Annotated in this window: 29 protein-coding genes, 2 tRNA genes and 1 pseudogene; 17 read left to right on the top strand and 15 right to left on the bottom strand. The window is 64.7% G+C overall.

The features are described 5' to 3' along the window. The first annotated feature begins 84 nt into the window (after window positions 1-84). Together GQE99_RS18725 and GQE99_RS21625 are read left to right on the top strand one after the other, a co-directional pair. Window positions 85-723 carry an ArsR/SmtB family transcription factor gene (locus GQE99_RS18725; RefSeq protein WP_161353427.1) on the top strand — a complete coding sequence of 213 codons (639 nt, stop codon included), beginning with the start codon at window positions 85-87 and terminating at the stop codon, window positions 721-723. A 301-nt stretch (window positions 724-1,024) separates the two neighbouring features. Further along, window positions 1,025-1,240 (top strand): annotated as a pseudogene (locus GQE99_RS21625) (IS6 family transposase); the annotation flags it as partial. Between the two features lie 323 nt (window positions 1,241-1,563). Here the strand turns inward: GQE99_RS21625 and GQE99_RS18720 are convergent. From GQE99_RS18720 to GQE99_RS21330, 15 genes are all read right to left on the bottom strand, one after another. Continuing rightward, window positions 1,564-1,638, bottom strand: a tRNA-Phe gene (locus GQE99_RS18720). An 81-nt stretch (window positions 1,639-1,719) separates the two neighbouring features. Next, complete coding sequence (locus tag GQE99_RS18715; RefSeq protein ID WP_161353426.1) at window positions 1,720-1,902, bottom strand: DNA gyrase inhibitor YacG; 183 nt, start codon at window positions 1,900-1,902, stop codon at window positions 1,720-1,722. Continuing rightward, the gene (locus GQE99_RS18710; protein WP_161353424.1) at window positions 1,902-2,927 is read right to left on the bottom strand and encodes a ribonuclease E/G; all 1,026 of its coding nucleotides are present in this window, start codon (window positions 2,925-2,927) and stop codon (window positions 1,902-1,904) included. The genes GQE99_RS18715 and GQE99_RS18710 overlap by 1 nt, the downstream gene beginning before the upstream one ends. Further along, window positions 2,924-3,520, bottom strand: coding sequence for a Maf family protein (locus tag GQE99_RS18705; RefSeq protein ID WP_161353440.1), 597 nt, complete (start codon window positions 3,518-3,520; stop codon window positions 2,924-2,926). The genes GQE99_RS18710 and GQE99_RS18705 overlap by 4 nt, the downstream gene beginning before the upstream one ends. Then, window positions 3,504-3,722, bottom strand: coding sequence for a translation initiation factor IF-1 (infA, locus tag GQE99_RS18700; protein ID WP_007205486.1), 219 nt, complete (start codon window positions 3,720-3,722; stop codon window positions 3,504-3,506). Before infA ends, GQE99_RS18705 begins: the two co-directional genes overlap by 17 nt. Window positions 3,723-3,800: 78 nt before the next feature. Then, a complete protein-coding gene (locus tag GQE99_RS18695) occupies window positions 3,801-4,676 on the bottom strand; it encodes a carbon-nitrogen hydrolase family protein (protein ID WP_161353422.1) in 876 nt (291 codons plus the stop codon). A gap of 30 nt (window positions 4,677-4,706) precedes the next feature. Then, entirely contained in the window at window positions 4,707-5,294 is a 588-nt protein-coding gene (locus GQE99_RS18690) for a GNAT family N-acetyltransferase (RefSeq protein WP_161353420.1), read from the bottom strand. Next, on the bottom strand, window positions 5,291-5,680 hold the full coding sequence (locus GQE99_RS18685; protein ID WP_161353418.1) for a nuclear transport factor 2 family protein: 390 nt from the start codon (window positions 5,678-5,680) through the stop codon (window positions 5,291-5,293). Before GQE99_RS18685 ends, GQE99_RS18690 begins: the two co-directional genes overlap by 4 nt. After that, window positions 5,677-6,126 carry a nuclear transport factor 2 family protein gene (locus GQE99_RS18680; RefSeq protein WP_161353417.1) on the bottom strand — a complete coding sequence of 150 codons (450 nt, stop codon included), beginning with the start codon at window positions 6,124-6,126 and terminating at the stop codon, window positions 5,677-5,679. The genes GQE99_RS18685 and GQE99_RS18680 overlap by 4 nt, the downstream gene beginning before the upstream one ends. Continuing rightward, a complete protein-coding gene (locus tag GQE99_RS18675; RefSeq protein ID WP_407943803.1) occupies window positions 6,126-6,575 on the bottom strand; it encodes an arsenate-mycothiol transferase ArsC in 450 nt (149 codons plus the stop codon). The genes GQE99_RS18680 and GQE99_RS18675 overlap by 1 nt, the downstream gene beginning before the upstream one ends. Window positions 6,576-6,593: 18 nt before the next feature. Then, entirely contained in the window at window positions 6,594-7,070 is a 477-nt protein-coding gene (locus GQE99_RS18670; RefSeq protein ID WP_161353415.1) for a UPF0262 family protein, read from the bottom strand. Window positions 7,071-7,153: 83 nt separating this feature from the next. Further along, window positions 7,154-8,458: a histidinol dehydrogenase gene (gene hisD, locus GQE99_RS18665; RefSeq protein WP_161353413.1), complete on the bottom strand. Its 1,305-nt coding sequence runs from the start codon at window positions 8,456-8,458 to the stop codon at window positions 7,154-7,156. A gap of 4 nt (window positions 8,459-8,462) precedes the next feature. Then, window positions 8,463-8,942: a DUF2948 family protein gene (locus tag GQE99_RS18660; protein ID WP_161353411.1), complete on the bottom strand. Its 480-nt coding sequence runs from the start codon at window positions 8,940-8,942 to the stop codon at window positions 8,463-8,465. Further along, window positions 8,939-10,204, bottom strand: coding sequence for a UDP-N-acetylglucosamine 1-carboxyvinyltransferase (murA, locus tag GQE99_RS18655; RefSeq protein WP_161353409.1), 1,266 nt, complete (start codon window positions 10,202-10,204; stop codon window positions 8,939-8,941). The genes GQE99_RS18660 and murA overlap by 4 nt, the downstream gene beginning before the upstream one ends. 9 nt (window positions 10,205-10,213) lie before the next feature. After that, entirely contained in the window at window positions 10,214-10,363 is a 150-nt protein-coding gene (locus GQE99_RS21330; protein ID WP_202530944.1) for a hypothetical protein, read from the bottom strand. Window positions 10,364-10,449: 86 nt separating this feature from the next. Between GQE99_RS21330 and GQE99_RS18650 the strand changes: the two genes are divergently transcribed. From GQE99_RS18650 to GQE99_RS18580, 15 genes are all read left to right on the top strand, one after another. After that, a tRNA-Thr gene (locus tag GQE99_RS18650) sits at window positions 10,450-10,524 on the top strand. A 236-nt stretch (window positions 10,525-10,760) separates the two neighbouring features. Next, window positions 10,761-11,480, top strand: coding sequence for a helix-turn-helix domain-containing protein (locus tag GQE99_RS18645; RefSeq protein WP_161353408.1), 720 nt, complete (start codon window positions 10,761-10,763; stop codon window positions 11,478-11,480). Window positions 11,481-11,525: 45 nt separating this feature from the next. Next, window positions 11,526-11,921, top strand: a complete 396-nt coding sequence (locus tag GQE99_RS18640) for a hypothetical protein (protein WP_161353406.1) — start codon at window positions 11,526-11,528, stop codon at window positions 11,919-11,921. A gap of 94 nt (window positions 11,922-12,015) precedes the next feature. Beyond that, a complete protein-coding gene (locus GQE99_RS18635; protein WP_161353404.1) occupies window positions 12,016-12,558 on the top strand; it encodes a hypothetical protein in 543 nt (180 codons plus the stop codon). Next, window positions 12,555-14,069 carry a terminase large subunit domain-containing protein gene (locus GQE99_RS18630; RefSeq protein ID WP_202530942.1) on the top strand — a complete coding sequence of 505 codons (1,515 nt, stop codon included), beginning with the start codon at window positions 12,555-12,557 and terminating at the stop codon, window positions 14,067-14,069. Before GQE99_RS18635 ends, GQE99_RS18630 begins: the two co-directional genes overlap by 4 nt. Beyond that, entirely contained in the window at window positions 14,060-14,374 is a 315-nt protein-coding gene (locus GQE99_RS18625) for an HNH endonuclease (protein WP_161353402.1), read from the top strand. Before GQE99_RS18630 ends, GQE99_RS18625 begins: the two co-directional genes overlap by 10 nt. Window positions 14,375-14,388: 14 nt before the next feature. Beyond that, on the top strand, window positions 14,389-15,654 hold the full coding sequence (locus GQE99_RS18620) for a phage major capsid protein (RefSeq protein WP_161353400.1): 1,266 nt from the start codon (window positions 14,389-14,391) through the stop codon (window positions 15,652-15,654). A 3-nt stretch (window positions 15,655-15,657) separates the two neighbouring features. Then, a complete protein-coding gene (locus GQE99_RS18615; protein WP_235917301.1) occupies window positions 15,658-16,269 on the top strand; it encodes an HK97 family phage prohead protease in 612 nt (203 codons plus the stop codon). Continuing rightward, on the top strand, window positions 16,260-16,793 hold the full coding sequence (locus GQE99_RS18610; protein ID WP_161353399.1) for a hypothetical protein: 534 nt from the start codon (window positions 16,260-16,262) through the stop codon (window positions 16,791-16,793). The genes GQE99_RS18615 and GQE99_RS18610 overlap by 10 nt, the downstream gene beginning before the upstream one ends. A gap of 2 nt (window positions 16,794-16,795) precedes the next feature. After that, a complete protein-coding gene (locus GQE99_RS18605) occupies window positions 16,796-17,869 on the top strand; it encodes a phage portal protein (protein WP_161353397.1) in 1,074 nt (357 codons plus the stop codon). Continuing rightward, the gene (locus GQE99_RS18600) at window positions 17,869-18,387 is read left to right on the top strand and encodes a hypothetical protein (RefSeq protein ID WP_161353396.1); all 519 of its coding nucleotides are present in this window, start codon (window positions 17,869-17,871) and stop codon (window positions 18,385-18,387) included. Before GQE99_RS18605 ends, GQE99_RS18600 begins: the two co-directional genes overlap by 1 nt. 482 nt (window positions 18,388-18,869) lie before the next feature. Beyond that, a complete protein-coding gene (locus GQE99_RS18595; RefSeq protein WP_161353394.1) occupies window positions 18,870-19,193 on the top strand; it encodes a hypothetical protein in 324 nt (107 codons plus the stop codon). A gap of 148 nt (window positions 19,194-19,341) precedes the next feature. After that, a complete protein-coding gene (locus GQE99_RS18590) occupies window positions 19,342-19,893 on the top strand; it encodes a hypothetical protein (RefSeq protein WP_161353392.1) in 552 nt (183 codons plus the stop codon). Window positions 19,894-20,080: 187 nt separating this feature from the next. Continuing rightward, window positions 20,081-21,178 carry a tyrosine-type recombinase/integrase gene (locus GQE99_RS18585; RefSeq protein WP_161353390.1) on the top strand — a complete coding sequence of 366 codons (1,098 nt, stop codon included), beginning with the start codon at window positions 20,081-20,083 and terminating at the stop codon, window positions 21,176-21,178. Window positions 21,179-21,384: 206 nt separating this feature from the next. Continuing rightward, a complete protein-coding gene (locus GQE99_RS18580; RefSeq protein WP_161353389.1) occupies window positions 21,385-22,653 on the top strand; it encodes a M24 family metallopeptidase in 1,269 nt (422 codons plus the stop codon). The last annotated feature ends 22 nt before the right edge of the window (window positions 22,654-22,675 follow it).

Raw genomic sequence — 22,675 nt, 5'->3', positions numbered from 1 at the left:
TGTGAGGGCTACGCAGCGCCGGGCCTGCTCACCACCAAGGGGGTCAATATTGGATGCCGATAGGGGGTCAAACTTCAATGCCGATTGACAGAATTCGCTCTGGTCGCACGGGCCCTGTCAGCGCCGGCGCGCCTCGCGATCCTCGAGCAGTTGGCTCAGGGTGAGCGTGGCGTGGAGGCGCTGGCCGAGAAGACGGGTCTGTCCCTCGCCAATTGCTCGCAGCACCTACAGCAGCTGCGACGGGCGGGCCTTGTGACGAGCAGGCGCGACGGCAAGGCTGTGATCTACCGGCTTTCAGACGCCAAGACTCTTGAGCTTATGGATCTCCTGCGCATCGTGGCCGAAAGGAACCTGGCACAGGTCGAGCGCATCCTGAGAGGGATTTCTGGCGGGGAAGATCTTCCCGAGCCTGTCAGCCGGGCAGACCTCGCGGAGCGACTCGCGGACGGCTCGGTCACGATCCTTGATGTGCGGCCCGCTGACGAATACGCGGCTGGTCACATTCCAGGCGCCATCAACACCCCGCTGACGGACCTTGACGACCTTCTGACCACGCTCGCGGCCGATGCCGAGATCGTCGCTTATTGCCGCGGCCCATATTGCGTCTACGCGCACCAGGCCGTTGCAGCATTGCGTCGCCACGGACTCAGTGCCCGTCGCCTCGAGGGTGGCCTGCCGGAATGGCGAGAAGAGGGGTGGCCGGTTACGTTAACCGAGAGCTAGCAACTGCATCTCTCAAGCGGCTTGATTGACCATTTGAGGCGGGAATTGCAGAGCGCGTTCGTAAGCGTGACGAGCTTGCGTGCGACCGCTGTGATGAAAACCCTGTGTGGCTCTTGCGCGGTTCGCAGCGGGTAGCGAAGGTTGTCAGGATTGGGTTGGATTGGCTCGGTAGGTACGGCTACCACCTTGTGGCTCTGTCCTGAGGTTCTCGGGGAGCATGCTTCGGTCCGTGGTCAGCTGCGAAGAGCCGGTCAGACGACCTCGGCTTGAGGCGGGGTAGGGTGCTGAGACGCGTCTGAGTATGCCCCAGCCAAGTCCCTTCCGCTACTTCAACACTTCGCCTGAGATCATCCGGTTGACCGTGATGCTGTTCGTTCGATTTCCGCTCTCGCTGCGCAATGTGGAAGACCTGCTCCATGAGTGCGGGAGCAACGTGAGCCATGAGACCGTCCAGTACTGGTGCCATAGGTTCGGGCCAATGTTCGCGACCGAGATTCTGAGAGGCCGGATTGAGAAAAGGGGGTGAAGTCGCGAAGAATGGCGCCTCAAAGAAGATCCCGCACCGGGGGCCGCCACAAATTCCTCCGCGACCGCGTCCAGGAAGGTTGGGGTTGTAGTGTGTGCGAGGCCAACCCAAAGATGGTCAAACCACGGCGCCGTCTTCGCTTTGCTAACTGTCGCTACGTTGCGAGGACTGCCTTTCCACGCCTGGTACGGCACCTACTCTTGGTTAGGGCAGAGAAAACGATAAGCACAGTATGCTTGGGTGGGCTATAGGGTGGACGTTCCGCTGGGCGATGCGTCTAAACGCCTGAATTTAAAAGTTTTTACTGGATATAGTGGTGCCCGGGGGCGGAATCGAACCACCGACACGAGGATTTTCAATCCACTGCTCTACCCCTGAGCTACCCGGGCACGGGTGAACGCTTTCGCGTTCGGGTCGGCGTTTTCTAGTCGGGGGCGGGCGGAGTGTCCAGAGGGGAACGCGCAAAAAAATCAGTGCGGTTTCGGGGGGTCCCGTTCGAGGGTGTCGAGCGCCTCCTCGACGTCCTCCGGATCGGTCGAGGGGATCGCGTAGGACCCCTTCAACCACTTGCCCAGGTCCACGTCCGCGCAGCGGCGCGAACAGAACGGGCGGTACTTCGGATCGGTCTCTCGGGCGCAGATCGGGCAGGCCATCACAGCTCCACGGTCAGTCGGTCTCGCTTGCGTTGCAGCTCAAAATGGCCAAGCGGCGTCCAGCCCGCAAGGACCGTTTCGATTCCGTCGCGCTTGAAGGCGGCGCGCAGGACCTGTTCGAACTGGCGCCGGTCCTTCTTGGGCATGGGCGCGAGGTCGAGCGTGATCTGGCCGCCAAGCCCGCGGCACCGCAGGAGCCGGGGCAGGGCGCGTGCGAGCGCGATGTTGGCCTTGAGCCCGGCGGCCGGAGAGCCGTCGCCGCCGGTGTTCACGTCCACCGCGACCAGCGCGCGGGTGGGTTCGATGAAGGCATAGCCTTCGGAGCCCAGCCCCTGGCGCGTGGCCAGCGTGGCCGAGATGAGGTCGTGAACGCCGTGGTCGTCGAAGCTGCCGGGCGCGTCGGCCAGCAGGTCCGGCGTGGGCCAGTCGCGCCAGGCGGCAAGATGCGCGTCCGGGCCGTCGACCAGCAGCTCGGGCTTGGTCCCGGTCGCGTCGCCCAGGACGGCGTCGGCCAATGCGCGCATTTCGGCGATGTTCTCGGCGATCTCACCGTCTTCGGCCCCGGCGGCGTTCGAGCGCAGGATCAGGCCGTGCTCCGACCCTTCCATCATCTCGGACGCGATTTCGAGCAGCCGGACCCGGTCTTCCTCGTCGCGGATCTGGCGCGACACGTTGATGCCGGGGGCCTCGGGCGTGACGATCGCGTGGCGTGATTTGAACAGGAGTCGGGTGGTCAGCGCCGGCGCCTTGCCCTCGTCCGGCCAGCCCGTCACCTGCACGAGGATCGGGTCACCGGGGGTCAGACCCTTGGCCTGGCGCAGGAACCCGTGCCCATCGCCCAGGTCGATGAACATGCCGCCCTGGCCCTTCATCGGGCGCCCGCAGATGCCGCGGTAGATCGCGCCGGGGGCGGGGCCGGGGGCCTCGACCGGGTCGATCAGCAGATCGTCCAGCACACCGTCGACGATATGCGCGGCGGCGCGCCGCCCGTCGATTTCGTCCAACGCGACGACGGTGCCCTTCATGCCCAGTCTCCGTAAACGGGATAGCCGGCGGCGGTCAGCAGCGCGGCGGTTTCGGCGACGGGCAGGCCCATCACCGCGGTATAGCTGCCCTGGATCCACGGTACGAAGGCGCCGGCCGGACCCTGGATGGCATAGGCGCCCGCCTTGCCCTCCCAGTCGCCGCTGGCGAGGTAGGCGTTCACGTCTTCGTCCGAGAGCCGCTTCATCTTCACGGTGGTCACGACCTCGCGCTCCCACAGTTGGTCGGGCGTGCGCACGGCGACACAGGTGATCACCTTGTGACGGCGTCCGGACAGCAGGTAGAGGAATTCGGCCGCTTCGCCCGCGTCGGCGGGCTTGCCCATGATCCGGCGTCCGAGCGACACGGTGGTATCCGCGCAAAGCGCGATTTCGCCGGGGTTCACCTGCATCGCTTCCGCCTTGGCCCGCGTGACGCGGGCGCAGTAGGCGCGCGGAAGCTCGCCCTTGAGGGGCGTTTCGTCGACATCCGGCGGGCGCACCTCGTCGGCCGTGATCCCCAGCGTGCCGATCAGCTCGGCACGCCGTGGAGACCCGGATCCGAGGATGAGCCGGGGCTTACTTGAAGCGGTAATTGATCCGACCCTTTGTCAGATCATAGGGGGTCATTTCGACCTGAACTTTGTCGCCAGCAAGGACGCGGATGCGATTCTTGCGCATCTTGCCTGCCGTGTGTGCGATGATTTCATGGCCGTTTTCCAGCTCGACCCGAAACGTCGCATTCGGCAGGAGTTCCTTCACGACGCCGGGAAATTCGAGCAGTTCTTCCTTGGCCATGGTCACTCCATATTTGGTCACCCACCCTTCGTGGGTGCGCTCTAAATGGGCCGAAACTCCCAATTTATCAAGTCCAATTCACGTCAGATCGACAAGTTCCACCGGCGGCAGGGCGCAGGCCGTCGCGCCGAACTGGGTGGGCCAGTCCGCGCGCCCCCGCACGCCCCCGCCTGCGCGCGCCGCGCGCAGGCGCTCGAGGTCGGCATCGGCGCGGGTCCAGCCGGGGGTGTCCATCGCGCCCATCGCCAGCACACCATCGGGGGGGAAGCCCGTGTCGGGCGGGGCGAAAATGCCCGCGGCGCCCGCGTTCACGTCCACCACCTCGGACCACTCGCTTCGGCCCTGCGTGGGCGATTGCACGCTGAAGCATTGCGCTTCCAGCGCGCGGGCCTGCGCGCCGATCCGCACGCGGTTGTATCCGTGCACCGTTTCCGTCTGCGAGGGAACCAGCAGGATGTCGAGCCCCGCTTCGGCCATCGCCCGCGTGGCCAGGGGGAATTCGCCGTCATAGCAGACCTGCACCCCGATGCGCCCCAGCGTCGTTTGCATGAGGACTGGCGGCGCCCCCGGCACGCAGCCCATCGGCGCGCGCTCCCAAGGCGTCATGACCTGCTTGTCATGGGCCTGCGATGCGCCAGAGGGGGCGAAGAACATGGCGCGGTTGACCGGTCCCGCCTTGGTCAGGACCGGGCCGGAAGGGGCCAGGATGTGGACCGCGTGGGACTGTGCCAACTGCCCCCAGACCTCCCAGGCGCGGGGCAGGGCGTCAGATACCGCCGCCATCTCGGCCTGAAGCCCGCGCGCACCGGTCATGGCGGCGAGCTCCATCGCGCCGTACTCGGGGAAGACGAGTAGGTCGGCCCGCGCCTCTTCGACCCAGTGGGTGACCTTGTCCTCCCATTCGGACCAGCCGCGGGGGCTGCCCACCGGGTAACAGGCGGTCGCGATCTTCATGGGCCGGCCTTTCGACCCGTCCGACGCGGCTCAGAGGCGGCGGATCCAGACCTGCAGGGGCTTTGCATCGGCTTGTCCTTTTCCAACATCTTGCCATGAAAAATGGGCCACAGCGCCCGAGAGCTTGTCATATCCACGCTTTTTCCAGAATCCGTCGAGGGGCACGTAGCCGGTCGGCCGCGCCGGGTGATCCTCGGGCCGGACCACGGCGCAAAAAGCGCAGTAGGTGGCCCCCAAGGCCCGGCCCTGTGCTTCGCGCAGGTGGAAGAAGCGGTGCCCGGCACCCTGTCCGCGGTAGTCGGGCAGGAGCACCGATTCCGCGCAATAGAACACGTCGCCGATGTCGATCCCGCTGCCCGCGAAGGCGTCCGCGAAATCCTCGGCATGATCGGCGAGCGGCGAGCCGGTCGCGGCGCCAACGATTCGGGCCCCATCGCGGGCGGTCACGACGATCGCGCCGGGGGAGGTCGCGAACTCGGCGAGGTAGTCGCGTTCATAGGCGAGGTCCCCGTCGTAGAGATAGGGCCAGTCGCGAAACACCGCGATTCGCAGCCGGGCCACGTCGTCGAGCACATGGCCGACCGCGTCGCCGGTATGCGTCTCGTAGACCACGGTCATGCGATCGCGTTGCGCCACTGGACCGGCGAAAAGATCACCCGGAAGTGCGACACACGGTCGTCGGTCAGGGTGAGGAAGGTGGCGAAGGGCATGTCGATGGTCTGGCCGCGCGCCTCGGGCAGCCCTTCGACCGTACGCTTGTAGGTGATCCGGGCGCCCGCCTGAGTCGCCAGCCGGTTGCCGTCGACGATGTGGGACCAATGCCTGATCCGGATGTCATAGGCCGCGCCGAAGGCGTCGAGCAGTTTGCGGATCGCGGTGTGTCCCTGGCAGGGAGCGCAGGGCCCAAGGTAAAAAAGGCCGTCGGGCGCGAACCGCGCCACGACATTGTCCCAGTCGCGGGCATTGAAGGCGGTGAGCACAAGGTCGCCGGTTTCGCGCGTCATGGTGCTTCCTCCCCGGCGGTCCGGCCCGCGACCGGATCGGCGAAAAGCTCCATCCAGTCGTCGAGCGAATAGAACACGCGTCCTTTCACGATGCGCGTGCCGGCGAAGGTGAAGAAGACCCCGATGGGTATCTCCGTGACTTGCCCGGAGCTTGCGGGCAGGCCGGGCTTGTCCTTCACGTATTCGAGCCGGAGGGTCGCCTCGACCGCCGCCTCCATGCCGTCGCAGATCACGTCCAGCCGCGGCAGGGTCAGACGGTAATATTCCAGGTAATGCTCGAAATAGGGCGCCATCGTCGCGATGCCGGAGAGGTAGGCATCCTCGGTGATCTGCAACACGGCGTCGGGCCGCATCACGGTTTCGAGCCGCGCCCAATCCCCGGCGCAGACCGCGATGCAGGCGGTGCGCGCGGCGTCGCGGAAGTCGGTCTCCGTCGCGACGCTCATCAGGTGCCACCCCGCGGCGGCCCGAAACGCGAGATCATGCGCTCGCGGATCTGGTCGCGCGCCTGCCGGTAGGCGGCCAGCTTTTCCTCGCGCTTGGTGCCGAGCCCCGTGGGGTCCATCACCGGCCAGTATTCCACGTCCAGGTGGTTGTAACGCGTCAGGTCCAGCACCTTGCGCTGGCTCGCCGGGCTCAACGCCACGATCAGGTCATAGGCCGACAGGTCGTCGCCCCATTCCTGCATCTCGTCGAAACTGCGCGCACGATGGTTGGACAGGGGCACCCCGATTTCCTCGCAGACCGCGATCGAGAACCCGTCGATTTCCATCTCGCTCTTAACCCCCGCCGATTGGACGTAGACCGTGTCGCCGTAATACTTCTTCATCATGCCTTCGGCCATCGGGGACCGAACGGCATTGTGGTCGCAGCAGAACAGCACCGATTGGGGTATGCTGGCGACCACCCTGGCTTATCCCCAGTGCAGTACGCAGATCAGGGTGAAGAGCCGCCGCGCCGTGTCGATGTCCAGTTCGGCCTTGCCCTCGAGCCGCTCCATCAGGACCCGCGCCCCTTCGTTGTGGATGCCGCGCCGGGCCATGTCGATGGCCTCGATCTGCCCCGGGGGTAGCTTCTTCACCGCGTCGAAGTAGCTTTCGCAGATTTGGAAGTAGTCCTTCACCACCTGGCGGAACGGCCCCAGCGACAGGTGGATTTCGCCCGCCTCGCGTCCGCCCTCGGTCGAGATGGTCATGACCAGCCGCTTGTTGCGGATCGCGAGGTTGAGCTCGTATGGGCCGTCGGGCAGCGTCTGCCCGTCGCGCGCGACGGGGGCGAAGCTGTTGTCTTCCAGCAGATCGAAGACGGCGACCTTGCGCTCCTGCTCGATGGCCGGGGTGGGCGCGGCAAGGCCGGTGTCGTCAATCTCGATCTTGGTGATGCGGTTCATGGGATCCCGTCTTTCTTTCGCTCAGGGATATAGGAAGCCGCGGGGCGCGGCAATTCATGAACACGGGCATCGGGGGCCGGGCTTCAGCTCTCGTTCAGCCGGTCCAGCCGGGCGCGCACCGACAGCCCGTGCGCCTCGAGGCTTTCGGCCTGCGCCAGCGTTTCGGCCGCCGGGCCGATCGCCTTCAGCGCCCCGGGTGTCATGCGCGACAGGGTGGTGCGCTTCATGAAGTCGAGCACCGAGAGCCCCGAGGAAAAACGCGCCGAGCGGGCGGTGGGCAGCACGTGGTTCGGGCCTCCCACGTAATCGCCGATCGCTTCGGGCGTGTATTGCCCCAGGAAGATGGCGCCCGCGTGGGTGATCTTGTCCGACAGCCCCTCGGCATCGGCCACGCAAAGCTCGAGGTGCTCCGGCGCGATCCGATCGGACAGGCGCGCGGCTTCGTCGAGGTCGCGCACGGTGATGATCGCGCCGAAATCGCGCCAACTCGCCCCGGCGATGGCGCGCCGCTCCAGGGTTTCAAGGCGCTTGTCGACCGCCTCGGCCACCGCGCGGCCGAAATCCGCGTCATCGGTGATCAGGATCGACTGGGCGCTTTCGTCGTGCTCCGCCTGGCTCATGAGGTCGAGCGCGATGAAATCCGGGTCGTTGTCGCCGTCGGCGATCACGAGGATCTCGGAGGGTCCCGCGATCATGTCGATACCCACCTTGCCGAAGACCCGGCGCTTGGCGGCGGCGACGAAGGCGTTGCCCGGCCCGGTGATCTTGTCGACCGGCGCGATTGTCTCGGTCCCGTAGGCAAGGGCGGCGATCGCCTGTGCACCGCCGATGCGGTAGACCTCGTCGACGCCCGCGATCCGGGCGGCGAGCATAACGAGCGGGTTCATCACCCCGTCCGGCGTGGGCACGGTCACGACAAGCCGCCCGACGCCCGCCACCTTGGCCGGCACCGCGTTCATCAGGACCGAGGACGGGTAGGAGGCAAGGCCCCCGGGCACGTAGAGCCCCGCAGCCGACACCGGCGACCAGCGCCAGCCCAGCGTCGCCCCCTCGGGGTCGGTCCAGCTGTGATCTTCGGGCACCTGGCGCACGTGGTAGGCCCGGATGCGTTCGGCCGCAGTCTCGAGCGCGCGGCGCGCGTCTTCGGGCACCTTGGCGCATTCCGCCTCGATCTCGTCCTCGCTCACGCGCAGCGTATCGGCGGTCAGGTCCTGGCGGTCGAATTTCGAGGTGAGCTCGATCACCGCCGCGTCGCCCCGGTCGCGCACGTCCTTGATGATCGCGGCGACGGTATCGTCCACGTCGGGGCTGTCTTCACGTTTGGCGCCCAGCAGCGCCTGGAAAGCGGACTCGAAATCCGCGTCCTTGGTGTTCAGGAAAACCGGCATCGGGTCACTCCGGGTGATCGGGTTTCTTGCGCGACGGCGCGACGTAGGGGCGGGTGACGTCCTGCAGGCGCGCGTCGATGGTTTCGACGTCGAGCGCGATGGCCCCGTCGCCCGCGAGCGTGAGGATCACGCGCCCCGTGCCGTCTTCGCCGGGCTCGAAAGAGATGGACAAAAGCGACATTACCACGTCCGGATCGCCCTTGGTGACGCCCTGGGATTGCACTTTTTGAACGTCTCCGAAGAGTAGCACCGATTGCACCCGCTCCACCGGCCGGTTGCGCTTGGACGCGGCCTCGGCATCCTCCCACCGGAAGCGGTTGAGGAGCAGCGCGAACTCGCGTGCCTTGGGATGCCAGGTCATTTCGCTGGCGGGGAAAACCGCGTCCTGTGCGAGCGCCGAGATCACGCCGAGGTCGTCGGCGTCGACCGCCATCAGGCGCAGGGGCCGGTCGCCCCCATCCTCGAACCGTGCGTCTTCCGTCATGCCTTCACCCGTTCGATCTGTGCGCCCACGCCGCTGAGCTTGCGCACGACATGCTCATACCCGCGGTCGAGATGGTAGACCCGGTTCACCACCGTCTCGCCTTCGGCCGCGAGCCCGGCGAGGATGAGCGACACCGAGGCGCGCAGGTCGGTCGCCATGACCGGCGCGCCCTTGAGCCGTTCGACGCCGGTCACCCGGGCGGTCCCGCCGTGCACCTCGATCTGTGCGCCCATCCGGGTCAGTTCCGGGGCGTGCATGAAGCGGTTCTCGAAGATCGTCTCGTTGAGTTCGCTGGTCCCCTCGGCGGTGCAGAGCATCGCCATGATCTGGGCCTGAAGGTCGGTGGGAAAGCCGGGGAAGGGCTCGGTCGTCACGTCCACGGCGCGTACCCGGTCGGCCTTGCGCGCCACCTTGAGCCCGCGCGCCGTTTCCTCGACCGCGATTCCGGCCGCGTCGAGCCGTTCCACGAAGGCCGACAGCAAGTCGATCGTGCCGCCGAGGCATTCCACTTCGCCGCCCGCGATGGCGGGGGCGAGCATGTAGGTGCCCAGTTCGATCCGATCCGCGACCACCTGGTGCGTCGCGCCGTGGAGCCGGTCGACGCCCTGGATCTCGATCCGGTGGGTGCCTTCGCCCTCGATCTGCGCACCCATCTGCTTGAGGCAGGTGACGAGATCCACGATCTCCGGCTCGCGCGCGGCGTTGGTGAGCACCGTGGTGCCCTTGGCGAGCGTCGCGGCCATCACGATGTTCTCGGTCGCCCCGACGCTGGCGAAGGCGAGCTCGATCTCGGCGCCTTTGAGCCCGTTGGGCGCCTTGGCGTGCAGGTAGCCGTCGCGCAGGTCGATCTCGGCTCCCAGAAGCTCGAGCCCGTGGATGTGCAGGTCCATCGGCCGCGCCCCGATGGCGCAGCCGCCCGGCAGGCTCACCTCGGCGTGGCCGCAGCGGGCGATGAGGGGGCCGAGCACCAGATTCGACGCGCGCATCTTGCGCACGATGTCGTAGTCCGCGCGCGTGGAACTGAGGTCGTGGCTCGACATCGCGATGACCTGGCCGTCCTGCAGCGCCGAGGCCTCGGCGCCCAGCGATTGCAGGAGCGTGGTCATCGTCTTGATGTCCGACAGCCGCGGCGTGTTGGTGAGGGTCAGAGGCTCTTCCGACAGAAGCGTCGCCGGCATCAGCGCGAGACAGGCGTTCTTGGCGCCCGCGATGGGAATTTCGCCCGCGAGGGGGCCGCCCCCGGTTACAACGATGCTGTCCATGCCTGCCCTCTAATCTTTCTTTTCGTTGTCCGGATCCGCGTCGCGCGCGCGGGCCTGCGCCTTGCGGCGGGCCATATTCGCCTTGAGCGCCTTTTTCAAACGCTCTTCCCGCTCTCGGGCGGCCTTTTCCTTGGGCGACGTGTCGGGATTCCGGGTCATATCGACCTCCTTACCCGAGCCGCGAAAAACCGTCCAGATTGCGCTTGCACGATCGGCGAATTGCGTCTAATCACCCGCCACGGTTCGCCGCAGTAGCTCAGTGGTAGAGCGCACCCTTGGTAAGGGTGAGGTCGGGAGTTCAATCCTCCCCTGCGGCACCAGAACACCCCATAAATTCAAATACTTGCCGGTTCGAGAAATTCCTGCGTTCGCTGTCGATGCAGAACGATGCACGAACGAACTCGATCGATTCCGGTGCCTCGCGTACAATTCCAGTACAGGAACCGGCCAAATGTTCCGGAACTGTTCCTGCTTCATGGGGATTTGAAGGGACTTGTGCACCGCGTATCGGCTGTCACGGTCGGCCCGCGGTCAGACTCGTCAGCAGGGTGGCGTGATGAGCCACTCTGCGACCCATTGGCTGGCGACGATTCCGGCCGATCAACTTTCTGCTTCAGAATTCCGCGTCCTCTTTCATCTATGTGATTGCCACAATCCGTCTCATGGCTGTTTTCCCACGCAAGCCTATTTGATCGAACGGGCTGGGGTCTCGAATGGCACGCTCAACACCGCGCTTCGCAGCATGGAAGATCGCGGGTTGATCCAACGGAAAAGGCGCTACGACGACAAAGAAAAGAAGCGTCTGCCGACCCGCTACGTTTTGGGTTTCGAACGCACAACGGACCATACTCCAAATTCTGGAGATAGGGCCCGACCTAACTCCAATTTGGACCACGACCTATCTCCAATTCAGGACACGACCTATCTCCAGCCCACCGGAGACAAACCGGTAAGGAACCGGGAAGTAACCGGTAAGGGACGCAAAAGCGATCAACAGTCCTTTGGTTTCAGTGAAGAATGGGAACCGGGGGATGAGCTCAAACGATGGGCTTGGGCTGAAGGCTTCACAGATCACGACATAGATCAAGAAACGAAGCTCTGCGCGCTTCATCACATTGCCAAAGGATCTCGGTTCCAGAACCTCGATGCCGCTTGGAAAGCATGGATGCGTCGCGCAAAGGCATATCGCAAATCCCAAAATGTAGACGCTCCTGCGCCGGCCAGCGGCCTGCTCGCCCGTGCCCGCGCAAAGGCCCAGGCGGGCAATGACGCCTAACCCACAAAGGCGACTGCGCTCAGCATCCAAACGAAAGGCATCGTCATGGAAGTAAGTTTCAGTGACATCGGAAAGCTCATTCACATTTATGAAAAGCGGTTCGACTACGTCGCCAGCAGGAGCACGCGTGACGTGTTCAAGGAAGCCCAACGCCCCCGAAGCGTGGGTGGCAATATGCCCGTTGAGAGCGGCCGGTTGCGCGAGAGCCTGACCGTCGAGGGGCGTGCTGGCCGGATGAAGGGCGCGACCAGCTACGTGGCGATCGCAGCCGCGATGCGTGCAGGCGACGTCGTCACAGGTGGTTGGTCTACCGGGTACGAGCGGTTGGCCGAATACGGGGGCAATGGCCGACCTGGCAACCAATTCCGAGATATTGCGGCCGGCAAGTGGCGGAGCATTGTCCAGGCAAACGCCGCCGAGGCGGTTTCGAGCATCTGGTGATTATTAAGGTCCCAATGCCCGGAATTGTGTCCCCGGGAGGGGTCGGGGATGGGGGTGTTCCTTTCCCTCTCCCGAAAAAATCCGAGGTGAAATCATGAACCGGAAACAACGCCGTGTCCTCTATCGCAAGACTTCGAAGCTTTCATTTCAGCAAATGGTTCCGGCCGTTCGCCGGGTGATTGAACGCTATGAGGAAACAGGCCTAAGCGAGCGAGAAGTCCAGATCGAACAGCAGATGCTGGCGTCTCTAGAGGGCGATGCGCCGCTGTTTCACGGTGGACTACGCGGGCGCGAGGTCGGTGACCTTCTCTTGCCGGGCGGCACTACAGGGCAAAACCCTCATGGCTTCCAGGATGCAGATTTCCGTCGGCAGTCCGTCTACGTCACGCCAGTGATCGAGGACGCGGAGAAATTCGCGGAAGGATGTGCAGGCTCCCTGTATCGAGTGCAGCCGAAAGGCGAGGTCGGGATTGATCTGCGGTGCGTCCGCACGGTCGCCATTCTTCTCGGCAGTCCGCAAATGGCGCGAGAGACCCGCGAGTTTGGATCGGTATTTCGAGACGACTTTGTCGCTTCCTACGCCAACAAGGCTGCGTTGACCTGCCCATCGGCCACGGTCCTTGAGGTGGTCGAATGACGGCCGAGACCGCGATCGACTTCCTCGAGACCCTCAAGATCCCCGAGGGTCCGAAGGCCGGCGAGCCGCTTCGCCTGGCGCAGTTTCAGCGCGACTTCGTGACGGGGGCGATGGAGCCGGCCAACATGGTGGCCTGTCTCTCGATCGGGCGCGGGAACGCGAAGACCGCGCTTTCGGCGGGCATCTCGCTCGGCTCTCTGATGGGCGTGTGGGACGATCAGCCGAAGCGGGAAATTATCTTCGCTGCGCGCAACCGGGACCAGGCGAAGATCGCCTTCCAGTTTCTGACCGGGTTCGTGGAGGGGCTTTCCGAGGAAGAACAGGAGCTCTTCACGGTCCGGCGCGGATCCAAGCTCGAGGTCGAATACAGCGGCAACGGCGGGGGCCTCGCGCGCTGCATCGCGGCTGACGGGAAGTCCATTCTCGGCGGGGCGCCAACGTTGGCAATCCTCGACGAGCGGGCGGCATGGGAGCGCGAGAAGGGCGACAACCTCGAAAACGCGATCCTCTCCGGCCTCGGCAAGCGGGACGGCACGGCGCTGATCATCAGCACGAGTGCCCCAGACGACGCCAATACCTTCAGCCGGTGGCTCGATGAGCCGCCCCCCGGCACGTATGTGCAAGAGCACCGGCCCGCGTTCGGGCTGCCGGCCGACGATCTGGAAAGCCTGCTCGTCGCGAACCCCGGTGCCACCGAAGGAATCGGGGCGAGCGCGGACTGGCTGGTGGCCCAGGCGCGGCGCGCGGTTGCCCGTGGCGGCTCCGCTCTCAGCTCTTTCCGAAACCTCAACCGCAACGAGCGTGTGAGCACGGATGACCGATCGGTGCTGGTCACGGTGGATGAATGGCTCGCTGCTGAGGTGGCGCCTGACGATCTGCCGGAACGCGAAGGCGAGTGCATCCTGGGCGTGGACCTGGGCGGTTCGCGCTCCATGTCGGCGGCCGCGTTCTACTGGCCCAGGACGGGAAGGCTCGAGGCGTATGGATGTTTCCCTTCTCAGCCGACCCTTGCCGATCGGGGCGCAGCGGATGGCGTGTCTGGTCGGTATTCGCAAATGCACGAACGCGGTGAGCTCTGGACCATGGGCGAGGCGACGGTTCCGCCCGCGCAATGGCTGGCCGAACTGATGAAGGTCGCGGACGGGTCTGCGCCGGCTTGCATCGTTGGCGACCGGTTCCGCCATGCTGAGTTTTCCGAAGCCATGCAGCGGGCCGGGCTCCGCGTCCCGTTCATATGGCGCGGGTTCGGTTGGAAGGATGGCAGCGAGGATATCGAACGGTTCCGGCGTGCGCTCTTCGATGGGCACGTCCAGGCGGCGCCCTCGCTTCTCCTGCGCTCCGCCTTCGCGGACGCGATCACGCTGGTGGACCCGGCCGGCAACCACAAGCTGGCCAAGGCGCGCAGCCTGGGCCGGATCGACGCGGCGGCGGCATCGGTGCTGGCCGTGGCTGAAGGTGCGCGGCGTATCGGTCGCCCTGCCTCGAACGGGGGGCGCTTCGTATGGGCATGATCCGCGAATATCGCCGGCACTCGGACAAGGTGACGCGCTCGCGGCGCTGGAAAGGATTGCGTCTCGAGGCACTCCGTCGCGACGGTTTCCAGTGCGTGAAATGCGGGGCGCGCGGCCGGCTCGAGGTCGATCACATCAAGCCCGTGCGCGATCGGCCTGACCTCTCATTCGTTCTCGCCAATCTCCAATCCCTGTGCGGCTCCTGCCACTCGCGCAAGACCCGCCTCGAAATCGGCCTCGGCCGTGAAGATCCCGCCCGCGAGGCGTGGAAAGCCTTGCTCCGCAAGGGGCTCCAAGAGCAGTGACGAAAGGAAATGACATGCTCGACAGTGTGAAAATCTCCCGGCGCCAGTCGGAAATTCGCCAGACCCTCGCCGGGCTGGCGGGCAAGGACTCGCCCTCGGAAGACGAGGTGCGCCAGATGGATGAGCTCGACCGCGAGTATCGGTCGAACGAAACCCGCTACCGGGCCGCCTTGGTGGCCGAAGACGAGGAACGCCGCGAAGCCGGGGCCGAGCTTGAAACCCGTTCGGAACGCGAATGGTCGGAGCTGATGGGCAGCTTCGAGGTTCGCCAGGTGGCGATGGCCCTAGACCACGGCCACCAGATCGACGGCCAGACCGCGGAAATCGTGCAGGAGCTCCGCAGCCACGGGGCATACCAGGGTGTCCCGGTTCCGTGGGAGGCTCTCGAACAGCGCGCCGGCGAAACCATCGCTTCCGGCACGCCCGACCCGATCCAGACCCGACCGATCATCGACCGGCTGTTTCCCGACAGCGTGGCCGCCCGCATGGGCGCGCAGATGATCTCGATCGACCACGGCGAAATCGAGTGGCCGGTGGTGACGCAAGGTGCGTCGGTCGGTTGGCAGACTTCGGAAACCGGTTCCGTGGGGTCGCCCCAGGCATTCCAGACCACGGACAAGGCGCTGGCACCCGATCAAACGCTTGGCGTTCAAATGAAGATCACCCGCAAGGCGCTGAAGCAATCCGGGGCTGCGATGGAGGCGGCCGTGCGTCGCGACATGAACGCGGCGATGGGCCAGGAGGTCGACCGGGTGGTGTTCCTGGGCGCGGGGTCTTCGGGCGAGCCGCTCGGCGTCGTCGCCGGGGCCTCGACCTACGGCATCACGGAAACCGACCTTTCCGGCGCTCCGACCTGGGCAGCGTTCCGGGCGGCGGTGGTCCGGTTCATGCAGGCCAACGCGGCGGGCTCGCCGGGTGCGGCCCGGATGCTCATCCGCCCCGAAGTCTGGGACTCGATGGATGACACCTACATCGACACGGGGACCGGCGTGACAGAGTGGGATCGTCTCACCAAGAACATCCCGTCGTCCAACATCGCCATGTCCACCAATGGCCTCGCCGACCCCACCGGCTCGCCGGAGGAATGCAAGGCGCTGCTGACGACCGCGGCCGGGGGTGTGTCGCCGATCTTCGTGGGCAAATGGGGTGCGGTGGACATGATCCGGGATCCGTTCAGCGATGCGGCATCGGGTGGCCTTCGGATTACCGCCTTGGCGACACTCGATGTAACCGTGGCCCGCGCGGTGCAGCTCGAGGTCATCACCGGCATCCAGGTGTGATCCATGATGCTCTACGGCTTCCATAATGGCGGGCTCGAGGTTCGCCGCAAACCAGATGGGGGCGCCCGGTTGTCCGGGCGTTTCCCCTACAATTCGCGGGCGGTCCTCTCCGATGGGGGCCGCACAGGGCGACCGCGAAAGGAACAATTCGCGTCCGGGGCCTTTCGGCATTCGGTCGAGAATGACCAGGAAGTGCATCTGCTGGTCGGTCACAGCTTCGATCGGCCGCTCGCAAGTCGCGGCGCGGGCAGCATGAAGCTGACGGACACTGACGATGCGCTGACCTTCTCGGCCGAAATCGCGCCGGCGCTGATGGAAGTCGGTTACGTGCGCGACGCGCTCGCCGGCCTGGCTGCTGGCCTGATCATCGGCATTTCACCAGGTTTCAGGATCCCGCCGGAGCGCACGGTGAAGGATGCGGAGACGATCAAGGAAGAACCGCCCGAGGAAGGGCAGGCGCTCATCCGCACGATCCATGAGGCAATCCTTTACGAATTGAGCTTGGTCACTCGTCCCGCCTACTCGGAGACCCAGGTTGAGGCGCGCAATTGGGCGCTACGACAGGAACACGCGGAGGCTCCGCGCAAGCTGTTGGGGGTGGAAAGATGGCGGTAACGATCAAGCAAACCGAGGCGGTGCCGTCCAGCTATCCGAGCGTGCCCGCTGGGCTTTCATCGGCGGCGGCCGCGCTCGACTCCGATATGATCTGGGCACGGATCGAGGCGTTCATTGCCTGGCGGTGGACTGCGCGAGACGTGACCTGGATCGTTGAGGGCGACGGCGAGTGGACCGCGCCGCTCACCCCGGCGACCGTCAGCACGGTTGAGGTGTGGGAGAGCAATGCCTGGACCGTGACGACGCCCCCAGCTTCACCCCTGGGCGGCTATGACCTGCCCGGCGAGGGGCCCTACCGCTTCACGGCATCCGTTGGCAGCGGGACCGTTCCGGCCGAGGTGAACGAAGCCTTCAAGCGGCTGGCCGAATACATGGCCGAGAGCAACGACCGACCAGGCACTGCGTCTTACGCGCTCAAGCTGGGCGAAATGACAGAGGAAATCGAACGGACGCCAAGCTGGCTCGCCAGGGCGATGCAGTATTCCGGCGCTGGCGACCTTCTCCGCAAGTATAGGAGGGCCTGACGATGTGGCCATTCACGAAACGGGCCGAGCCCGAAACCGAGAAGCGATCGAGCATGTCGGGCTTCACCGCTGAGCTCATGTCGGCGCGCGAATCCTACATCAGCGGCCGGCGCGGAATCGCGGAGCTGACCGGCACCACGCAGATGTGCGTTTCGCTCTGGGAGGGCGGGCTTGCCCTGGCGGATATCGAGGGCACGCCGCTTCTGTCCCGGCGACACATGGCGATGGCAGGGCGCGCGCTGGCTCTTCGCGGCGAAGCGGTGTTCCTGATCCGTGACACCGGCCAGGTGGTCCCGTGCAGCGATTGGGATCTGTCCACGCGGGACGGCGTGCCTCGGGCCTACCGGGTCAGCATTGCCGAGGCTGGGGGCGGCAAGACGCAGACCGCGCTCGCGGCCGAGGTTCTCCATTTCCGCACCGGCGTTGATGGTGTGGTGCCCTGGGCGGGCTCGGCCCCGCTGAAACGGGCGCAGCTCACGGCCGGGATGCTTCAAGCCGTGGAGACCGCGCTTTCCGAAGCATATGACGACATGCCGTTGGGCTCTCAAATCGTGCCCATGCCCGAGTCGCCCGAGACGGACAACGAGACCCTGAGCCGGTCATTCCGCGGCCGCAGGGGGCGCATCCTGTTGCGGGAGAGCGTGAACGTCACCGCCGGCGGTGGTCCCGCTCCGGCCCAGGACTGGAAACCCTCGGACCTGTCGCCCGACCTCAGCCGCTCGATGACGCGCGAAAGCCTCGATGCGGCGCGGGCCTCGATCCTCGGGGTGTTCGGCGTGCTGCCCGGCCTTCTGAGCTCCACGACGACGGGGCCGATGGTGCGCGAGGCGCAACGCCACGTGGCGCAGTGGGTGCTTCAACCGATGGCCGCGCTCATGGCTGAAGAAGCGAGCGAGAAGCTGGGCGCGCCGGTGGCAATCGACGTGATGCGGCCTCTTCAGGCCTTCGACGCAGGCGGACGCGCACGGGCAGCGGCCGGCATCGTCCAGGCGCTGGCCCAGGCAAAAGAGGCCGGGGTCGACCCAGAGCTAGCGATGAAGCTGGTGAGCTGGGGCGCAAACGACGCGGCAGCGTGATGCTGGTCATGACCCCAGCCGCCCGAAAATCGCAGCGCAGGAAGGAGCGCCGCGCGCTAGAGGCCCGGCGGGGCAAACTTGGAAGGACGCGTTATGACGCATTGGTGAAGGAGCTGGCGGACGTGATCAGGCTGGCGTTCGACGCCGGGGCGACGGCGTCTCTTTGGGGCATGGAAGGCCCACTCAGAGCCGGTATCCGTGCGGATCTGTGCTTGCAGGGTTGGAGCTGGGGAACTGCTGACCTGACTGCCTGCGACATGCTCGCCGAAGCCTTCCGCCGCGTGCGTGCGGTACGGCCCACCTGGAACGAGGGACAACCGGAATGGGTGATACACGAAGGGCTCCTGATCGAGCGGACCCGCTGCGTTCGCTGCAGCGCGCCATTGCCAGAGGGGCATCACAAGTTCTGCGGAAAAGCCTGCAGCATGGCGATGCACCACTACATCGCCTCGCTGAAAGCGGCGAACGAGCAAACGGCGGTGCGGCTGGCCGTGAATTCGAAGCGAAAGACGTCGTAGGTGCGGAATGCGATTGCTGCGGCAGACTTCTCCCAGAACGGTCCGCGTCTGGTATGCGCAGGCGGGACAACGTGATGTTCTGTTCAACGAAGTGTCGGTCTACCCACAGAAGGCGGATGAAGCGTGCGGCTACTATCGAAGCCAAGGGCGCCTGGCAGTGTGCTTTCTGCAGCGGGCCCATCCCAGAGTTTTCGGCCACCGGACTCCCGACCCGCGTTGACCGCAAGTACTGTTCAGACAAGTGCAAAGATGCGTCGCGGAAAGACGACCGGCGCTATGGCATGGGCAACCGCCATTGTGTGAGTTGCGGGACTGAGATTCCACGCCACGCGGACCTTCGTATGATCTACTGCAGCAAGAAATGCCGTTGGTCCGAAGAAAACCGCAGGAAGCGCGCAAAGGGATAAGGCGGTCGGATCATGTCGCCATTTGCGATTAGGCGAACAAGGCGACGTCATCTAGGATCGCCTCAGGAGGCAACCATGTGTACCAACACCGAAGACCTGAACCGCATCGCTGACCGATTGGACGATCCTAGCCGTGCGATCTTCCACCTCTCCATACTGGCTATTTCCGAGCGTCGCGAGTTGTTGGCAAATGACTTGCTGACCCTGACATATGCTGAGCCGCGCCTGGATGGCGACGTGCAGCTGCCGGCGGATGAGGAACTTCTGCGCATGTTGCATTCCCTCCCAGAAGGCGAGCGGGGACCGTGGCTGCGGGCGTTGATGGCGCTAAATGAAGACGGAGACGGTATGCGCATGATTCGCCTGCTAGGGCTGATGAGGCGCCGAACTGCCAATTAGGGACCGAATTGCGAAGAAAGTTTTTGACATTTCCTGCTCAGCTTGACAAAGTCGACTAGACCCCTTTGCGCCCGGAGGAAATTTCCTCGCGGGCGTTTTTCTTTTTCCCCTTAAGGGTCGCCACCCCAAATCTTCATCGGAGAACGCTATGCGAGCGATTGAAGCCGCGCGCGCGGTAGCTCACGTGTGCGATGCGCAGGCATCGGACGTGTACCAGTGGGCGCGCATCCTCACCAAGAACGGGCTCGCGCCAAGTGCGCAAGAGACCATCAATGCACAGGAAATCTTCGACTTAATCTGTGCCGTCGCCCTGGCGGAGCGCGAAGGCGACATAGTTGGCGTGGTCAATGAGTGTCAGAGGCTGAAGATGCTCGGTGTGCCTTCCGGAAACGACGACCGGCAGGAGGCGCCGCGCGATTTGTTCGCAAGAATCTTCGACAAGTCAGAGAGCTTGGGTTGCTTCGGCATCATCTTCGCGAAAAGCGCTGGCCGTCCGTACGTGACCTTCCGCTATGCGTCCCCAGCGAGAGGTGGCCGGGAATTTGAGGTAATGACCACGTTTTCGACGTGCACCTCATGGGGGGCATATTCGCGCTGGTCTTTTGAGATCTCGCCGGCAGGTATCTTCGTTCTGCGGGAAATGTGGATCGCAAGGCTTAACGTCGGCGCGACAGCACCCTTCGAGGAGTTGGGCCAGTGACCGGATCTCTAATCGACAGATGCAAGACACCTGAGCAATGGGTTGACGTTCTTCGCAGTCGCGGGCTGACTATTGGTGCACGCAGGCTGCGCGAGTTGGCGAACAAACTCGGAGCCTGCCACAAGCTCGGCAGAGATATGCTGATCTCACCGGAGCAACTCGATCGCATCATAACGGAGGGAAGCCAATGCCGCTCGAACCATACAAGCGAGGGAGCACTTGGTGGGCCAAAGGCCGTGTCGAATTCAACGGCACCCCAATTACAGACTACATGCGGGTCAGCACGGGATCATCTTCTGAAGAAGGCGCAAGGAGATGGATTGAAGCCAAAACGCAAAGGTCGATCCGTGGTCACCTCCTTGGCTCGCAAGCGAACCAACTAACTTTCAGCGAGGCGGTGGAACTGTACGACGCCAAGCCGAAGGAAGCACGGTACCTGCTGAAGATCTTGGACGAGCTCAGCGCCCGCGTCGTCAACGAAATCACCCCGAAAGAGATCCGGGATCTCGGGCCGAAGTATTATCCAAATGCGAGCACGGACACTTGGTTTCGCCAGGTGGTTACGCCAGTGCGGTCTGTGATCAACAATGCCGCCGAACTCGGTCGTTGCCACCCGATCAAGGTCAAGCATTACAGCAAGAGCGAACGCATCGCTCAGGACGCCGCGAGAGGCCACCGGAGCCGCCGAGAACGCCAAGCTGCTGACCGGGCTTGGGTTGATGCGTTCTGCACCCATGCCGACCCATACAATGCCGCGCTTCTCCGCTTCATGTTTGAAACCGGAGCTCGGATCGATCAGGCAATTTCGCTCCTGCCGGAGGATTGCGATTTGATGAACCAGAGAGTCTGGTTGAAGGCTCAGAAGGGGCACGAGGCCCAATGGGTGAAGATCTCGCGTGCGATGATGGTTGAACTGGCCAACCTTCCTCCCAAGCGGCCTCACAATCGAAAAACGGACCACAGAGGCGAGGCTCGGGTTTTCGGCTATGGCGACCGCTCCGGATACCGGAAGGCGTGGGCCACGATATGCCAGAAGGCGGGGATCCCCTATATGTCAGCCCACGATGCAGGTCGGGCGGGGTTCTATACAGAGTTGCGAGTTCGACAGGGCATCGACCCAATCAGCGCAGCCAAGGCTGGCCGCTGGACGAACTCAGTATTGCCAGACCAACGCTACGCTCGACCCGAGGATAATGAACTCGAAATGCGCGAGAAGTTCCGTACAGACCCCGTACAAAACCACATCATAGATGCCGATAAATACCCGAAAAGAAAGAGGAAATGAGAACATGACCGCGACGTTGGTAAGGGTGAGGTCGGGAGTTCAATCCTCCCCTGCGGCACCATTTCCCGAAAATCCCATGATTACAGGACGTTCGCGCGGATTCGCGGATGTCGCAAAGCCGTGCCCGCACGCCGGTTTGCGGGTGTCGTCGTCGCGCGAAATCCCGTAGGCACGAAGGGCGAAGGCCCGCGAACAGGAGGACCGCAATGCCCAACTTCGACTGGCACGCAGAGCGCAGCGACCTCTCCGGCATCGCGCTGCTCGACCGCGCCCCCGAAAGCGAAGGCATCGACCTGCGCGCGGTGCGGCTCTACCGACTCGGGCGCGTGCGCGCGGAAATGGCCCGGCGCGACATCGGCGCGGTGATCCTGAGCGACCCGGTGAACATCCGCTACGCCACCGGCACGCGTAACATGCAGGTCTTCTCGATGCGCAACCAGGCGGCGCGCTACCTGCTTCTGACCGCCGACCGCTCGATACTGTTCGAATTCACCGGCTGTCTTTTCCTGGCAGACGGGTTCGAGACGGTGGACGAGGTGCGCCCCGGCAAGACCGCGAGCTTCGTGGCCGCCGGCCCCCATATCGCCGCGCGCGAACGGGCCTGGGCGGCCGAGATGGGCGACCTGATCGCTTCGCTCGTGGGGCGGGGTGTGCGCGTCGGCATGGAGCGGATGAACGCGGGCTCCGCCATCGCGCTGGCGGAGGCGGGGTTCGAGGTTGTCGACGCGCAGGCGCCGGTCGAGATGGCGCGCTGCATCAAGTCCGACGAGGAAATGAAATGCGTGCGCGCATCCCTCCGGGCGACCGAGGCGGGCGTTGCGGCCCTGCGCGACGCGATCCGGCCCGGCCTCACGGAGAACGAGCTGTGGTCGGTCCTGCACCAGTCGATCATCGCGCAGAACGGTGATTACTGCGAAACGCGTCTTCTCAATGCGGGCGCGCGCACGAACCCGTGGTTCCAGGAAAGCTCCACCAACGTCATCGGCGAGAACGAATTGATCGCGCTCGATACCGACGTGGTCGGGTGCCACGGCTACTACAGTGACTTCTCGCGCACCTTCCATTCCGGCCCCGGCCGGCCGAGCGATGCGCAGCGCACGCTCTACATGACGGCGCTCGAGCAGCTGCACCACAACATGGACATCCTGAAGCCGGGGCTGAGCTTCCGCGACTACGCGGACCGGGCCTGGGACATCCCGCACACCTATCACGCGAATCGATACTACCTGAGCGCGCATGGCTGCGGCATGACGGGCGAGTATCCCTACCTCTACCATCGCGGGGACTTCCCGGGCGCGGGCTACGACGGGGTGATCGAGCCGGGCATGACGCTCTGCGTGGAAAGCTACATCGGTGCCGAGGGCGGGCACGAGGGGGTGAAGCTCGAGCAGCAACTCCTCGTCACCGAAACCGGGACCGAGCTTCTGTCCGAGTTCCCCTTCGAAGAGGCGCTGATGACCCCGGCCGGGGGCTGAGACGCCAGCCGGGGCAGGGCGC

This window comes from Maritimibacter harenae, assembly GCF_009882975.1.
Taxonomy (GTDB): Bacteria; Pseudomonadota; Alphaproteobacteria; order Rhodobacterales; family Rhodobacteraceae; genus Maritimibacter; species Maritimibacter harenae.
The sequence above is the reverse complement of the archived record's forward strand: the minus strand, read 5'-3'. Positions and strand labels throughout refer to the sequence as shown.